We start from the raw sequence: 14,268 nt of genomic DNA on the forward strand, positions 1-14,268 counted from the left end.
CCTTGTAGAGCTCGCGCAGGATCGGAATGCCCGAGAGCAGCACGATGCCGATGATGAAGTACTCGGAGTATTCGGCGACAAAATCGATCTGCCCGAGAAAGAAGCCAACGAGGGTGAGCCCGACGCCCCACAGGAAGGCGCCGATCAGGTTAAAGAGGGCGAAGTGTCGCCACGGCATGCGTCCGACGCCGGCCGCGACGGGCACGAACGCGCGAAAGATGGGCAGGAACCGGGCGATGATGATCGCCTTGCCGCCGTGCTTCTCGAAGAACTCGTTGGTGCGCTCAACGTTGGCGGGGTTGAAGAGGCGGCTTTGCTCGCGCTTGAACACGGCGGGGCCGGCCTTGCGTCCGATCGCATAGGCCATCTGGTCGCCGGCGAAAGCGGCAACGAAGATGACGAGCACGGTGACGCCGATGGGCAGGCCGATGAAGCCGGTTGCCGTAAGGAGACCCACCGTGAAGAGCAGAGAGTCTCCCGGCAGGAACGAGAGCACGATAACGCCGGTTTCGACGAAGACCACGGCGGCAACCCCGAGGAGAACGAACGGTCCGAACCAGTGGATGAGCCAGTCGGCGTCGAGAAAGTCGATGCCGAAGAGGGCGGGGAGCATTGAGGGATTCCTTTCGGGGATGCGTCACGACGCCGGTCCGACAGCGACGCAGCGGTTCGTCCGAGGGGGATGCCTGGCAAAGCCGCGACGGCCCAACCCTAGCAAGACCGCCCGGGAGTGCGCCGAGCGTGGTTAGCGCGCTGCGGCCATGAACTCGCGAATGAGCTGCGACGATTTGACCCCGGGGGATGCTTCGACCCCACTTGATACATCGACCCCCCAGGGGTTGGCGGCTTCGATCGCCGCGGCAACATTCTCGGGCGTGAGGCCGCCGGCGAGGAGCCACCGGCGGGCGGGTCCTTCGCCCGTTTCGACACTGTACGTGCCGTCGCGGCGAGTGAGGGACGCCGACATCGAGGCGTAGTCCCAGGCCTGACCTGAACCGGGGTGGGGGGCATCGACGAGCAGCATGTCCTCGCCCCAGTTCTCTTCGATGCTGGGGTCGTCGAAGCTGACGGCCCTGATGAGTTTGCGGTCCGGTCGGGTGAGCTTGGCGAGCTCTGCCCGCGTGCGCTGGCCGTGCACCTGCACGGCTCCGACGCCGGCCGCCTCGGCGAGGCGCTCGATCTCGTCCACTGTTTCGTCACGAAACACCCCGACGGTCAGAGCGGCGTCGTCGACCAGATTTACCAGGTGGCGAGCTCGCTCGGGTGCCACGAATCGGGGGCTCGGCGTAAGGACGAAGCCGATCGCATCCACTCGTTCTTCAAGGCACGTCTCAACGTGCCGCTCTTCGCGGAGGCCGCAGATTTTGACGAACATTCTTCTACTCTCTCACTGCTCCATGGGAGGCGCTTACGACAAACATCTCAGGTTGCCCAAAACCGTGCTCGGCAAAGGCGCCGTCGATGGCAACCTGGATGCGCGACACGGCATCGAGGGGAGCGAGCGCGATCGCCGCCCCGCCGAATCCGCCGCCGGTCATCCTGGCGCCTATGGCCCCGTTGGCCTGCGCGGTCTCGACCGCGAGATCCAGCTCGGCCACGGAGATCTCGAAGTCGTCTCGGAGCGATTCGTGCGAGGCATCGAGCAGCTCGCCGATGGATCGCGGTCCCGTCGTGCGCAGCGCCTCGACGGTGTCGAGAACCCGCTGGTTCTCGGTGACGATGTGGCGCACCCGGCGAAAGGTTGTGTCGTCGAGAACCTGGCGCGCACGGTCGAGGTCGTCCACGCTCAGATCGCGCAGGGCGGCGACGCCGAGCATCCTGGCTCCCCGCTCGCACGAGGCCCGCCGCTCGGAGTAACCGCCATCGGCGTGACTGTGGCTAACGCCCGTGTCGATGACCACGATCGCGAGGCCGGCGTCGGCCAGGCGGAGCGGAACGATTTCGGCGACCATGCTGCGACAGTCGAGAAAGACGGCGGCATCGCGCTCGCCGAGGAGCGAGGCAGACTGATCCATGATTCCCGTGGGCGCTCCGACGGCCTTATTCTCGGCGAGCTGACCAACCTGGGCGAGCGCGGGGCGGTCGAACCCAAGCTGCCAGACGTCGTTGAGGGCGAGGGTCACAGCGCTTTCGATTGCTGCAGAGGAGGAGAGTCCAGCCCCAACGGGCACATCGGATTCGATGAAAAGGTCGACCCCGGGCACCGCGCCAAGATCGGCACCGTGCTGGCCGAGAGCCCACGCGACGCCCAGCGGGTACGCCGCCCAGCCCGTGAGCTTCTCGGGGCTCAGCTCTGAGATGTCGATCTCGGCGACTTCGTCGGCAAAGGCGCTGGCGACCCTAATCATCGTGTCGTCGCGCAGGCCGAGCGCAACGATGGTTCGCCTCGTGATCGCAAAGGGCAGCACATAGCCCTCGTTGTAATCGGTGTGCTCTCCGATGAGGTTGACTCTGCCCGGCGCCGACCACACCCCTGTTGCTTCGGTGCCGAAGACTTCGGCGAAGCCCGATCGTGCGTCGTCTCTGATGTCGCTCACGCGGTGCGTCCTTCTGCTGGGGGTGCCATGGTGCCCGAGAAGGCGGCATTGTGGGGCGAGGGGGGAGTGCGTGCCGCGTCGGCTCGGGCGATGCCCGCCCGCACGAGCTCGGCAGAGTGCTCGGGCGAAACATCGGCGATCCAGGCACCCATCGCCGCCTCCGAGCCTGCCAGGTATTTGAGGCGATCTGCTGCCCTGCGCGGGGAGGTCAGTTCGAGGTGCAGGCGGATGCTGTCGCGGTGCGAATGCACAGGAGCCTGATGCCAGGCGGCGATGTAGGGGGTGGGGGTGTCGTAGATCGCGTCGATGCCCCGCAGCAGCCGCAGATAAAGGTGTGAGAGCTCGTGGCGTTCGGCCTCGTTCGTTTCGGACAGGTCGGCCACGTGCCGGTGCGGCAGCAGGTGCACCTCGAGCGGCCAGCGGGCCGCGAACGGCACATACGCCGTCCAGTGTTCGCCGCTCAGCACAACCCGCTCCGAGGCGCGCTCGCTGGCGAGCACCCGTTCAAAGAGGTCGGGGCCCAGCTGGTCGATCGAGGCCATGAGCCTCTGAGTTCGCGGGGTCACATACGGGTAGGCATAGATCTGACCGTGCGGATGCTCAAGCGTCACGCCGATCGCCCGCCCCCGGTTCTCGAACGGAAAAACCTGCTGAATGCCCTCAAGTGCCGAGAGGGCGGCGGTGCGGTCTGCCCACGCCTCGATCACCGTTCGCGCCCTCGACGGGGTCTGGGTGCCGAAGGACCCCTCGTGCTCAGGGCTGAAGCACACCACCTCGCAGCGGCCATAGGCCGGTGCCGTGCGGTCGAAGCCCAGCCCCCGGGCATCCGCGTCTCCGAGTGCGGGGCCGAACGACGGGGATCGGTTTTCGAAGACGGCCACGTCGTAGTTGCTGGGGATCTCACTTGGGTTTGCTTCGGATGCCGGGGCAAGCGGGTCCTGATCAGCCGGCGGCAGAAACGCACGATTCTGCCGTGCTGCCGCCACGGAGATCCAATCGCCCGTGAGAACATCCTGTCGCATCGTTGCCGTCGTGGGTCGCGGGTCGAGCGCGCGGCCGTCGATGGCGCGCTCGCCCGAGAGGGTCGTGCCGGAGTCGTCGAAGTAGATCAGTTCGCGGCCATCGGCGAGCGTGGTGACCGTCTTGGTGATTGGGGCCATGACACCTTGTTTCGATCTAGGCTGGCTGCATGCGTGCGCCTACAGGAGAACAATTCGAACTCTCGCGGACGGGCAACACGGGGCACGTTCGGGCAATCATAACGGAGCTCGCGGCGTCGCTCAGGGTGCTCGAGGTCGATGGTGTTGCGGTCACTCAGCCGTACTCGGTCGACACCCTGCCGCCCTTCGGCTGCGGCATCGTTCTGGCTCCGTGGCCCAACCGTGTTGCCGACGGCATCTGGCGTCACGAGGGTGTCGAGCGCCAGCTCGATATCACTGAGCCTGATCGCCATAACGCGATTCACGGGCTGCTGCGCAATGCTCCTTATACGGTTGTCGAACGTTCTGATTCGGCGATCACGCTGGCGGCCACGGTGTTCCCCCAGCATGGCTACCCCTTCTTTCTTGAAACGTCGGTGCGGTACGAGCTCGTCGACCACGGCATGCGGGTCACCCATTCGGCCACTAACCGGTCTGCCGAGGCAGCGCCCGTTGCCTTTGGTGTGCATCCGTTCTTTCGCGTGGGTGACGCGCCGGTCGAGGACCTGGTGCTCACCTCCTCTGCCACCTCGCGGTTCGAGACGGATGCTCGGCTCAACCCCGTCGGCGAGGTCACAACGGAGGCAACCGGCTATGACCTGCGGGCGGGGCGTCGCGTCGGCGATCTCGAGCTGGATGACGCGTTTGGAGGGCTGGTCGCCGTCGATGGGCTCATCCGCACAACGCTGACGGCTCCGGACGGCAGCGCCGTCGAGCTGTGGCAAGAGCCGGACTGGGCCTGGATTCAGGTCTTCACGACGCGATCGTTCCCCGGCATGAGCGGCGAGGGCGGCGCCGGCAGCACAAGCGAGCAGACGCTGGCCGTGGCGATTGAGCCGATGACTGCTCCGCCGAACGCGTTCAACAGCGGGTTGGGTGTTCGCTGGCTGGCCGAGGACGAAACCTGGTCGACATCCTGGGGCGTCTCCTATACCGGGGCGGGCGCCAGCGCTGAGCCGGGGCCCGTGGCGTGAACGAGAGAACTTCGGCTCCGACGAGAGCTCAGATACGTCGGTGGCGCCGCTATCTCGCCGACGAGCGCGCGGAGGCTTCGGTCTATCGCGATTTGGCGTCGCGTCGGGATGGCGAAGAAAAGCAGATCCTGCTCGCCCTGGCCGAAGCGGAGGCGCGCCACGAGAGGCACTGGCTCGACCTTTTGGGTGACCAGGTCGGCTCGCCCCGAAAGGGTGCTGTGCGCACGCGGGCCCTCGGCTGGATGGCGCGCAGGTTCGGGTCTGTCTTCGTTTTGGCTCTCGCGCAGAGGGCAGAGGCTAGGTCTCCTTATGAGTCGGATGCCGACGCCACGGCCATGATGGCCGCCGATGAGCGCATTCATGGCGAGGTGGTGCGCGGTCTCGCGGCCCGCGGGCGCGCCCAGCTTTCCGGCAGCTTTCGCGCTGCCGTTTTTGGGGCCAACGACGGCCTAGTCTCGAACCTCGCGCTCGTGATGGGCATCGGGGCGACCGGGGTTTCGACCCCCGTGATTCTGGCGACCGGCATCGCCGGGCTCCTCGCCGGCGCGCTGTCGATGGCCGCGGGTGAATACGTCTCGGTCAAGTCGCAGCGGGAGCTGCTGAAGGCAACGCAGCCAGACCTGAGCGCTCGCGACGTTGTGCCCATGCTCGATGTCAACGCCAACGAGCTCGCGCTGATCTATCGGGCTCGTGGCATGACGACCAAGGAGGCAGCCATTAAGGCGGCCCAGGTTCTCGCTTCGGCTGGTACGCCCGCGACCGGAGAGGTTGTCGTAATCGACGATCATGAGGCGGTTGGCTCGGCGACGGGGGCGGCGCTCTCGAGCTTTTGCTTCTTTGCCTCGGGCGCAGTTCTGCCGATTCTGCCGTACATTTTCGGCCTTCAGGGCTTTGCCGCCGTTGTGGCCTCCGCCATCATCGTCGGGCTCGCGCTGTTGGCGACGGGCGCGATCGTGGGGTTGTTGTCGGGCGGCCCACCGCTTCGCCGGGCGCTGCGACAGCTAGCCATCGGTTTTGGTGCGGCTGCCATCACGTATGCCCTGGGGCTCGCTTTCGGCGCCTCGCTGTAGGCGCTTCTGCCGTGCCCTGAGCAGCTGCTTAACGATGGGCTGACCGAGCAGGATTCCCAGTACGACGAGAATGAGACCGAGCACCTGGCGAACCTCCAGGATGTCTCCGGCGACGATGACCCCGAGCAGCACTCCGACGACCGGGTTGAGCAGCCCGATCAATCCGACCGTTCCCGCCGTAAGGTGTTTGAGCCCCGTGAACCAGGCGACATAGGCGAGCGCCGTCGCCACGAGGGAGAGATAGGCGAAGGTGAGAATTGCGGGCGGATCGAGCGCCGGCGGGGCGCCTTCGATGAGGCCAGCGACGGGCAGCAGCACGAGGCCTCCCGCGATGAGCTGCCACGAAGTCACGCTGATCACGTCGATATCCGTGGTCCACTTTTTGGCGAGGAGGTGACCGACCGACGAAATGGCGATGGCGCTCAGGGAGGCGGCGACTCCGGCGAGATTGATTCCGGATGCTCCCGTCAACACCATCAGCGCCACTCCGGCGATGCCGAGCACGGCCCCCGTGAGCTGCAGTATCTGGGGGCGTTCGCGGATCATGGGCCACGCCAGCATCATGAGAAACAGGGGAGATGTCGCCATGACTGTCGTGGCGATGCTGCTGGGCAATAGCTGGGCCGCTATGTAAACGAGGGCAAAGAATGTGCCCATGTTGAGCACCCCGAGCACGCCAGCCCGCCACCACCACACTCCGCGGGGGAGCCGGGGTCGAATCGCCAGCAGAACGAGCCCGGCCGGAAGCGCGCGGATGATGGCTCCCCAGAGCGGAGCGTCCGCCGGAAGGTAGAGGTAGGTGAGGTAGTAGGTCGTTCCCCACGAGATTGGCGCGACGGCCGTGAGGAGCACCCACCGCAATTTATTTTCCACGGAAGCGATAATAGCTTACTGGGAAGCTATTATGGAGAGATGACCGAAGCATCCGACCGCGTCAGCAGAATTCAGCAGGAATGGCGGCGCGAAAGGCCCGATCTCGACGTTTCGCCTCAGGGCGTTATTGGGCGGCTTCATCGACTCGCGGCCCACCTCGCCGACGAACTCGGCACCGTTTATGAACGGCACGATCTCACCGAGGGTGAGTTCGATGTTCTCGCTGCACTGCGCAGAGCGGGGGCTCCATTCGAGCGCGCGCCGAGCGAACTCGCCCACCACACCATGGTCACGACCGGTGCCATGACCAAGCGCATCGACCGGCTCGAGAAGGCTGGCCTCGTCGCTCGCCGCAGGAGTGAGACCGATGGCCGGGGCCGGGTTGTCGCGCTCACGCCGCACGGGCGAGAGGTGATTGATAGCGCGATGACTGAGCACATGGACAACGAACGCAGCCTGCTCGACCCCCTCAGCGCAGAGCAAGTGGCAGAGCTTGAAACCCTGCTCACCTCCTGGCTTTCACGGTTCGATGACTAGCGCCCTAGTGCGACCAACGCCCTAGTGCGACTGGCCCCTAGCGTGACTGGCCCCTAGGCAGACGCCCGCTTCTTATCGACCCGGCGGCCGATGAGAAAGTAGCCCAAAATCCAGCCGCCGAGCGCCGTAACGAACCACACAACGAGCGTCGCAAGAGCCCAACTCGTGAAGCCCTCGATCGAGAGGCCACCCGAAAACGCCGAGGCGACGAGCAACGCGATGAGTGTTGTCACGAGCCCGATTCCGCCCATGATGGCCGAAGCGAACCTGCGGGCGAGGTTGAACACCCACGGCCCCAGCACCCCCTGGGCGATCGCAAAGATCACGACGGCGGTGATGAATCCGCTGGGGGTCAGCGTCACGCCGTCAATAAGCCAGGCAGCGATAAGCAGACCCGCCGCCGCGGCGATGAGACTGACCAGGATGTGCAGTAAGAACCGAATCACTGCGAGGCGTGGGAGAGGGCCCTGGCCTTGAGCGTCTCGTATTCGGTCTGGGTGATCGCGCCGCTGTCGAGCAGGGACTTTGCCGTCGCGATCTCATCGGAGGGGTTTGAGCCGGCCACGGTGCGGATGTAGTTGTCGGTGGCGGACTGCGCCTGGGCGACCTGCTCATACTGGCGCTCGGCCATGCCACGGCCTCGAGCAATCAGGTAGACGAGGGCGGTGAGAAACGGCACGACGAAGAGAAAGAGCAGCCAGACTGCCTTCCACCATCCGCTGAGGTTTCGGTCGCGAAACAGGTCGGCGATGATCGAGAACAAGGCCATGAGGTAGGCGACAAAAACGAAAATCCAGAGGAACCAGACGATCAGGTCCCAGAAGTTTTGCAAAAGGCTCACGAGGGCTCCATTCGGTTCTCTATCCAACCGTCGGCCGGCCAGACGCTAGCGATGCTCACTGTAGTCCCGAGCAATCGAAGTGGTAACTGCCCGATGTACAGGGTTCTCGCGCCAGATTCGACTCACCGGGGCCGGTGCTCCAGCGGCGTGCGGAGCTCTTTTCTGAGACGTGACAGAGACGCCTGAGCAGCGGTGTAGTCGAGGGGTAGCCTCGATGTATGAGCGCGCAACCAGATTCCGCCGCCACCAGACAAGATCACGGATTCTTTGGCCAGCCTAAAAGCCTCGCCAACCTCTTCGGTGTCGAAATGTGGGAGAGGTTCTCCTTCTACGGCATGCAGGGCATCCTGCTCATCTATCTGTACTTCTCTGTCGCCGACGGCGGGCTTGGCATGTCGCAGCCGGTCGCTGCAGGCATCGTGGGTTCCTATGGTGGGGCCGTCTACCTGTCGACGATTCTGGGAGCGTGGCTCGCCGACCGCATGTTCGGCTCAGAGAAGGTGCTGTTCGTCAGCGCCATCGTTATCGTCTTCGGGCACGTCGCGCTCGCGCTGCTTCCCGGCTTCATCGGCGTCGGTGTCGGCCTCATCCTCGTGGCGGTCGGCAGCGGAGGGCTCAAGGCAAACGCCACCTCAATCGTTGGCACGCTCTATGCCGCAGATGACCCTCGACGCGATGCTGGGTTCTCGCTGTTCTATCTGGGCATCAACCTGGGAGCCTTCCTCGGGCCGCTGCTCACGGGCCTCATGCAGTCCACGCTTGGATTCCACTGGGGCTTCGGGCTTGCCGCCGTCGGAATGACCATCGGTCTCATCCAGTATTCATTCGCCCGCAAGCGACTGCCCGCATCCGCCAGCGAAGTGCGAGACCCTCTGGCCCCCGCAGCACGTCTGCGCTACATCATCATCGCCGCGGTCGCCGTGGTGCTCATCGTCGTGTTGGTTCTCGTCGGAGTGATTACGGCAGAGAATCTCGCAACGGTCGTGATCGGTGTGACCATCGTTTCGGCAATCGCCTACTTCTTCGTGATCCTCTCCAACCGCCACATCACGGCGATCGAGCGCAAGCGTGTCTACGCGTTTATCCCGCTCTTTATCGCGAGCGCGGCGTTCTGGTCGCTCTACCAGCAGCAGTTCACGGTGGTCACGATCTATGCCGACGAACGGCTTGACCGCGACATCCTCGGCTGGACGATGCCCATCACGTGGGTGCAGTCCATCAATCCGATCTTCATCATCATCCTCTCTGGTGTCTTCGCAGCCATCTGGACGAAGTGGGGGGCGAAGCAGCCGCCGACCGTCATCAAGTTCGCCGCGGGTGCAGCCCTCGTCGGCGTTGCATTCCTGCTGTTCCTTCCCTTCGCCGGAGGAGGGGCAAACTCGACCCCGCTCATCGCCCTCGTCGGTATCCTGCTGGTCTTCACGATCGCCGAGCTCTTGCTCTCACCGGTGGGCCTCTCGGTCTCGACCAAGCTCGCGCCCCAGCTCTTCACGACACAGATGGTCGCGCTGTTCTTCTTGTCTGTTGCCCTCGGCTCTGCCGTCTCCGGTGAATTGGCCAAGTGGTATGACGCCGTGCCAGAGACCACCTATTTCGGCACCCTCGGCGCCATCGCCATTGGTATCGGCGTGATCTTGGCCCTCTTCACCCGCCCCGTGCTGCGTCTGATGAGCGGGGTGCGTTAGCCCGTGGTTCACGAAGCGCGCCGCCACCTCGTGCTCATTCACGGCGGCGGGGTCGGTCCCTGGATGTGGCGCAAGCAGGGTGAACACTTTGCGGGCGACTTTGTCGTGCACACGCCGACGCTGCCGGGGCATGATCCTGGCGTGAGCCGGGAGTTCACGACCAATCGGGATGCCGCACAGTCGGTTGCGGAGCAGGTGGACCTGAACTCCCTGCAGGGCGACGTTGCCGTCGTGGGGTTCTCGGTCGGCGGCCAAGTCGCCATCGAACTCGCGCAGCTGTTCCCCGATCGAGTCGACCGGCTGGGCGTGGTGAGTTCCCTCGTGGCTCCCATGGCCGGGTCATCCGTCTTGGCGATCATGTCGTCATGGGCAACGCCGTTGGCGCGCAACGAGCGCTTCGCCCGAGCCCAGGCGAAGCAGCTCTACATTGGCGACGACGACTTCGACGACTACTTCGCTCTTTCGCAGGCCATCACCCAAGCCACGATGATGGCGATGCTCACGGCAAACTTCTCGTTCAGGCCCGGCGACACTCTTCTCTCCTCGGCGCTGCCCACCCTTACCTTCGCCGGGTCGCGCGAGCAGAAGTCTCTTGTCCGCGGCATGCAGCAGCTGGCCGAGCGGATGCCCGCGGGCAGCTTCGAACTCGTCGAGGGAGTGGGCCACGGCATCCCCCTGGCCCGTCCGGACGCCTTCAACGCGCGGCTGGGCAAGTGGCTGGGTGAGCGGCTGGGGGACCGCCGCGGGGTTAACCGGGCCCCCATCCGTGGGTAGCCTTAATGGGTGACCAAGACAACACTCCCCATCCGCAAGATCCCCGTCGCTCACAACCCGTTCTCCCGCTGGCTGCTGGGGCTCGCGATCGGCCTGATCGTGCTCGCGGGTTTCGTGGCTCTCATTGGCATCGGTGACGCTAGCGTTCGCGGCTACTACCCGTTCGGTAACGCTGCGTGGGCTGTGGGCCTCATCTCCACCGGCTCCCTGAGCATGCTGCTCTGGCTCACCGTTGAGGCGCTTCGGTGGCAAGCACCGGCATCCGTCCCCGAGGCTTCGGGGCAGGCTGGTGTGGCTCCGCGAGAGATGCCTCGCGCCGACTGACCCTGCGCCGACTGGCTGCGGCCGCTCTCTGCAGAGTTGCGGCAGGGGTTCGCTCGGATTCAGAGCGGGGGAGACGCCGTCGATGGCGTGTGGTGGGCCCGGCGAGGCTCGAACTCGCGACCCGCGGATTAAAAGTCCGATGCTCTACCAACTGAGCTACAGGCCCGTACTCGTTAAATCTATCGCGGATGTGAGGCCTTCGCGTACAGCCCTTCGCGGGCGCCTCGCGCGTGGCCCGTTCAGGCCTTGCAGGCACGCATCCGCCCGCCCCACACTGCCGGTCCCACAATGCCCGCCCCACAGCGCGCGCCCCACAGCGCCCGCCCCAAAAAGCCCGCACCACGCAGCTGAGGGGTCCGAAATGAGCCTTCGCGGCTTGCGCCGAGACTCATTAGGGACCCCTCAGGGGTGGTGCGATGGTGCGATCGTGCGGTGGTGCGATCGTGCGGTGGTGCGATGATGCGGATGCGGTGCGGGGCTTAGGCCGCGGGCATCAGCACCGTGTCGATCAGGTAGACGGTGGCGTTCGCGGTCTTGACTCCGCCACACACAACGGCCGAGTCGTTGACCATGAGGTCGTCACCGCTGCCGGTGACCTCTACAGTGCCGCCCTGAACCGTGGTCTGCGTTCCCGTGATGTCATCGGGAGAGATCTGGCCAGGAACAACGTGGTAGGTCAGGATGCTCGAGAGCAGCGCTGCATTCTCGGGCAGCTTGAGCGACTCCACGGTTGCGGGATCGAGCTTGGCGAAGGCATCGTCAACGGGGGCGAATACGGTGAACTCGCTGCCGTTGAGAGTCTCGACCAGGTTGACGTCAGGGTTCAACTGGCCCGAGACAGCCGCGGTCAGTGTGGTGAGCAGCGGGTTGTTCGATGCGGCGACCGCAACGGGGTCCATCGACATCCCTTCAATCGATCCCGCACCGTCTGGCACCGCTTCGGCATACGCGGCACAGCCGGATCCGACGAGGTCGGCGGTGAGGCTGTCGTCGGTCGACGGCTCCGTCGTTTCCATGGTGTCGGAATCGGAGCTGCTCGTGTCTTCGGAGGTGCTGTCCATTGTGCAGGCCGTCAAGCCCAGCAGAGCGACGGCGGCCAGGGCGGCTGCTGCCATCGCGTTGCGCTTCATTACTCGCATGGTTGTTCTCCTTCGTTGTTTTTCTTGCGAAAGCGGAGTGGTGAACGGGGTGCTGCCGGTATTCCGGCCAGAGTCCATGTGTGCTGCGATGGCTCCGTGCCCTTATCCCTGCGTTCGGTGCGCGCCGATAACCGGTTTGGTTTGTTCGCAAAAAAATGTGCGGCACCGATCGCTCATACGGCGCAGCCAGCGTCTGCCGTCAGGCTTACGCTTGATAGATGGCTGACGACTTTCACAAGCCCACCCTGTTCGCCGGGTCGCGCTTCGAGGACTACGTGGGGGCGGAGGATCCCGCCCACATCAGCCGTGTGGCCCACGAAACGGCGACCGCACTGTTGGCGCGGGTTCGCAAAGACCCGCACCCCGAAGTGGTCGGCCGGCTCGTGGAGTTCACCGACACCAACGGCATCGATGCGATTGCCGAGCTGTGGGCACGCGCGAGCCCGCACAGCCTGCCGGGGGCTCTGTGGGCCCTCTATCTGCTGCGTGCTCTGACGGTGCAGGACGCCGACCAGTCGAGCTTTCTCTATCAGCGCGGCACCGAGATAGCTCCCACGATTGATCCGCTTGTTGCCGGCGCGCCCATCCCCACCGGTCCGGCAGAAATCACGGCACTCGCGGACCAGATCCTCCGAGGCGTCTTCGAGGGTGACTTTGCCATCGCTCTGGATAGGGCGTCGGCCTTCTGCCGCATCACCGCGCTGGGGGCAACCAGTCTGGCGGATGACATGGAGTCGACCGCCCCCGACCGCTCGACTGCGCTCACCACGAAGGCACTTCGGCTCTCGCATATGGCGGCGGATCTTGTCGTGTGCGCCAGGCTGTGGCGAGCCGGATCGCTCGACTAAGGGCTGAGCCGCGGCCGTCTTGTGCAGGGCACTTGCAGACGCGGATGACGGGGTGCAGTAAACTTGTCCGGTCGGGCCGCAGTAACCCCGGGCTCCAAAACTAGCCGCTTCGAGCGGCCTCGCGCCGAGAGGCGTTTCTGCGGCCCGGCCTCACACCAATCCGATCGGCGACGCACTCCGAACTGAAGGTGTGACCGAAAGTGTGCCGAGAATGACGGCCAGCCCGCTGCATCCGCTCGCCGAACTTTGACATGCTGGGGCGCGTGGCAGCTGATATCCGCGTCGATGACGGCGTGACCGATGCGTCGCGGCTTCATGCCGTGCTGCTGAGCCGCGTTGCTGTGGGCGATCAGGGGGCATTCGCCGAACTCTATGACGCGCTCTGCGCCCGCGTGCTCGGTCTCGTTCGAAGCGTGCTCGTCGATCATGCCCAGTCGGAGGAGGTGGCGCAGGAGGTGTTTCTTGAGGTGTGGCAAACCGCTCCCCGGTTCGATGTTTCTCGCGGCAGCGTCTCTGCGTGGATCATGACCATGGCGCACCGCCGCGCCATCGACAGGGTGCGCGCCTCACAGTCAGGGCGTGATCGGGATGCTCGCATCGGCATCCGAAACTTCGACGCCCCATACGACAATGTTGCTGAGACAGTAGAGACCACAATCGAGAATGAGAGGGTGCAGCGGGCCATGACCCAGTTGAGCGAGCTCCAGCGCCAAGCGCTCACGCTCGCCTACTATGGGGGCCTCACTCAGGCCGAAGTCGCCGCGGCCCTGGATGTTCCCCTCGGCACCGTGAAGACCCGACTGCGCGACGGCATGATGCGCCTGCGAGACGAGCTGGGGGTGGCGTCGTGAGTGACCGACTGCGCGAACTCGCCGCGCTCAACGCCGTGGGTGCCCTCGACCCGCAGGAGCAGGCCGAGTTCGATTCCCTAATCTCCAGCTCTGCAGATGCGCGCGCCGAGGTCGCCGCGTTCGACCGCACCTCGGAGCTCCTCGCCGCCGCAGCCGAGTCCGTTGCGCCCAGCGCCGCACTCCGCGCATCCCTGCTCGCTCAGGTTGCCGAGACCCCGCAGCTCTCACCCGTCGACTCAGCATCGGATGATGACTCGCGCGGGACGGGCACCCCCGAGCCTCAGGGGAACGAGCCAGACGCGCAGGAGCCAGACGCGCACGAGGCAGACACACACGAGCCCGGCGCGAACGGGCCCCGAGCCAGTGATCCGCCCGTGGGCCCCGCAGAATCGGCCTCCCGTCGCCGGTGGTTCACCAGGCCCGCTGTGATCCTCGCGTCAGCCGCCGCCGCACTCGCGCTCTTCTTCGGGGGAACCGCGGTGGGCATCGGCATCGCCAGCAACAGCTTCTCGGTCGAGCAGGCCACAGCCCTTGCGGACCTGCAGGCTGCTCCCGATGCCCAGCAGGCGCAGACGGTGCTTGACGACGGCACGAGCGCGACCCTGATCTGGTCGCT

16 protein-coding genes, 1 tRNA gene and 1 pseudogene are annotated in these 14,268 nt (G+C 65.3%); 9 read left to right on the top strand and 9 right to left on the bottom strand.

Annotated features, from left to right (window positions below; translation table 11 throughout):
* From AC062T_RS03725 to galT, 4 genes are all read right to left on the bottom strand, one after another.
* On the bottom strand, window positions 1-613 hold a 613-nt coding region (locus tag AC062T_RS03725; protein ID WP_476027517.1), incomplete at its 3' end, for a DedA family protein.
* Window positions 614-745: 132 nt separating this feature from the next.
* Window positions 746-1,375 (bottom strand): phosphoribosylanthranilate isomerase, encoded by a 630-nt coding sequence (locus AC062T_RS03730; RefSeq protein WP_476027519.1) that lies wholly within the window; start codon window positions 1,373-1,375, stop codon window positions 746-748.
* A gap of 4 nt (window positions 1,376-1,379) precedes the next feature.
* Window positions 1,380-2,537 carry a galactokinase gene (gene galK, locus AC062T_RS03735; RefSeq protein ID WP_476027521.1) on the bottom strand — a complete coding sequence of 386 codons (1,158 nt, stop codon included), beginning with the start codon at window positions 2,535-2,537 and terminating at the stop codon, window positions 1,380-1,382.
* Window positions 2,534-3,697, bottom strand: a complete 1,164-nt coding sequence (galT, locus tag AC062T_RS03740) for a galactose-1-phosphate uridylyltransferase (protein WP_476027523.1) — start codon at window positions 3,695-3,697, stop codon at window positions 2,534-2,536. The genes galK and galT overlap by 4 nt, the downstream gene beginning before the upstream one ends.
* 29 nt (window positions 3,698-3,726) lie before the next feature.
* On the opposite strand from galT, the gene AC062T_RS03745 reads away from it, so the two are divergent.
* Entirely contained in the window at window positions 3,727-4,710 is a 984-nt protein-coding gene (locus AC062T_RS03745) for an aldose 1-epimerase family protein (RefSeq protein WP_476027525.1), read from the top strand.
* Window positions 4,707-5,780 carry a VIT1/CCC1 transporter family protein gene (locus tag AC062T_RS03750; RefSeq protein WP_476027527.1) on the top strand — a complete coding sequence of 358 codons (1,074 nt, stop codon included), beginning with the start codon at window positions 4,707-4,709 and terminating at the stop codon, window positions 5,778-5,780. Before AC062T_RS03745 ends, AC062T_RS03750 begins: the two co-directional genes overlap by 4 nt.
* On the opposite strand, the gene AC062T_RS03755 is transcribed toward AC062T_RS03750, so the two are convergent.
* Window positions 5,712-6,653: a DMT family transporter gene (locus AC062T_RS03755; protein WP_476027529.1), complete on the bottom strand. Its 942-nt coding sequence runs from the start codon at window positions 6,651-6,653 to the stop codon at window positions 5,712-5,714. The genes AC062T_RS03750 and AC062T_RS03755 overlap by 69 nt on opposite strands.
* Before the next feature lie 39 nt (window positions 6,654-6,692).
* Here AC062T_RS03755 and AC062T_RS03760 point away from each other — a divergent pair, with 39 nt between their 5' ends.
* Complete coding sequence (locus tag AC062T_RS03760; RefSeq protein WP_476027531.1) at window positions 6,693-7,190, top strand: MarR family winged helix-turn-helix transcriptional regulator; 498 nt, start codon at window positions 6,693-6,695, stop codon at window positions 7,188-7,190.
* A 53-nt stretch (window positions 7,191-7,243) separates the two neighbouring features.
* Here the strand turns inward: AC062T_RS03760 and AC062T_RS03765 are convergent, their stop codons facing one another.
* Entirely contained in the window at window positions 7,244-7,636 is a 393-nt protein-coding gene (locus AC062T_RS03765) for a phage holin family protein (RefSeq protein ID WP_476027533.1), read from the bottom strand.
* Window positions 7,633-8,031, bottom strand: coding sequence for an SHOCT domain-containing protein (locus AC062T_RS03770; protein WP_476027535.1), 399 nt, complete (start codon window positions 8,029-8,031; stop codon window positions 7,633-7,635). Before AC062T_RS03770 ends, AC062T_RS03765 begins: the two co-directional genes overlap by 4 nt.
* A gap of 218 nt (window positions 8,032-8,249) precedes the next feature.
* Between AC062T_RS03770 and AC062T_RS03775 the strand changes: the two genes are divergently transcribed.
* The 3 genes from AC062T_RS03775 to AC062T_RS03785 are packed head-to-tail and all read left to right on the top strand — an operon-like array spanning window position 8,250 to window position 10,814.
* Window positions 8,250-9,716 (top strand): peptide MFS transporter, encoded by a 1,467-nt coding sequence (locus AC062T_RS03775; RefSeq protein WP_108997921.1) that lies wholly within the window; start codon window positions 8,250-8,252, stop codon window positions 9,714-9,716.
* Between the two features lie 3 nt (window positions 9,717-9,719).
* Window positions 9,720-10,490, top strand: coding sequence for an alpha/beta fold hydrolase (locus AC062T_RS03780; RefSeq protein ID WP_476027537.1), 771 nt, complete (start codon window positions 9,720-9,722; stop codon window positions 10,488-10,490).
* Window positions 10,491-10,499: 9 nt separating this feature from the next.
* Window positions 10,500-10,814: a hypothetical protein gene (locus AC062T_RS03785; RefSeq protein ID WP_476027539.1), complete on the top strand. Its 315-nt coding sequence runs from the start codon at window positions 10,500-10,502 to the stop codon at window positions 10,812-10,814.
* 90 nt (window positions 10,815-10,904) lie between these two features.
* Here AC062T_RS03785 and AC062T_RS03790 read toward each other — a convergent pair.
* Window positions 10,905-10,980 (bottom strand) — tRNA-Lys (locus tag AC062T_RS03790).
* A 313-nt stretch (window positions 10,981-11,293) separates the two neighbouring features.
* Window positions 11,294-11,953, bottom strand: coding sequence for a fasciclin domain-containing protein (locus AC062T_RS03795; protein ID WP_476027541.1), 660 nt, complete (start codon window positions 11,951-11,953; stop codon window positions 11,294-11,296).
* Between the two features lie 218 nt (window positions 11,954-12,171).
* Here AC062T_RS03795 and AC062T_RS03800 point away from each other — a divergent pair, with 218 nt between their 5' ends.
* From AC062T_RS03800 to AC062T_RS03810, 3 genes and pseudogenes are all read left to right on the top strand, one after another.
* Entirely contained in the window at window positions 12,172-12,801 is a 630-nt protein-coding gene (locus AC062T_RS03800) for a DNA-directed RNA polymerase subunit beta (RefSeq protein ID WP_476027543.1), read from the top strand.
* A gap of 251 nt (window positions 12,802-13,052) precedes the next feature.
* Window positions 13,053-13,652: an ECF RNA polymerase sigma factor SigK gene (sigK, locus tag AC062T_RS03805; RefSeq protein WP_476027545.1), complete on the top strand. Its 600-nt coding sequence runs from the start codon at window positions 13,053-13,055 to the stop codon at window positions 13,650-13,652.
* Window positions 13,649-14,268, top strand: a pseudogene (locus AC062T_RS03810) (hypothetical protein); the annotation flags it as partial. The gene sigK and the pseudogene AC062T_RS03810, both read left to right, overlap by 4 nt.

The sequence above is a fragment of the Homoserinimonas sp. genome (genome assembly GCF_056262345.1).

Coding starts and splice junctions, on each gene's coding strand:
- AC062T_RS03745 (WP_476027525.1), top strand. CDS start 3,727: ATGCGTGCGCCTACAGGAGAACAATTCGAACTCTCGCGGACGGGCAAC.
- AC062T_RS03800 (WP_476027543.1), top strand. CDS start 12,172: ATGGCTGACGACTTTCACAAGCCCACCCTGTTCGCCGGGTCGCGCTTC.
- AC062T_RS03775 (WP_108997921.1), top strand. CDS start 8,250: ATGAGCGCGCAACCAGATTCCGCCGCCACCAGACAAGATCACGGATTC.
- sigK (WP_476027545.1), top strand. CDS start 13,053: ATGCTGGGGCGCGTGGCAGCTGATATCCGCGTCGATGACGGCGTGACC.
- AC062T_RS03760 (WP_476027531.1), top strand. CDS start 6,693: ATGACCGAAGCATCCGACCGCGTCAGCAGAATTCAGCAGGAATGGCGG.
- AC062T_RS03795 (WP_476027541.1), bottom strand. CDS start 11,953: ATGCGAGTAATGAAGCGCAACGCGATGGCAGCAGCCGCCCTGGCCGCC.
- AC062T_RS03730 (WP_476027519.1), bottom strand. CDS start 1,375: ATGTTCGTCAAAATCTGCGGCCTCCGCGAAGAGCGGCACGTTGAGACG.
- galT (WP_476027523.1), bottom strand. CDS start 3,697: ATGGCCCCAATCACCAAGACGGTCACCACGCTCGCCGATGGCCGCGAA.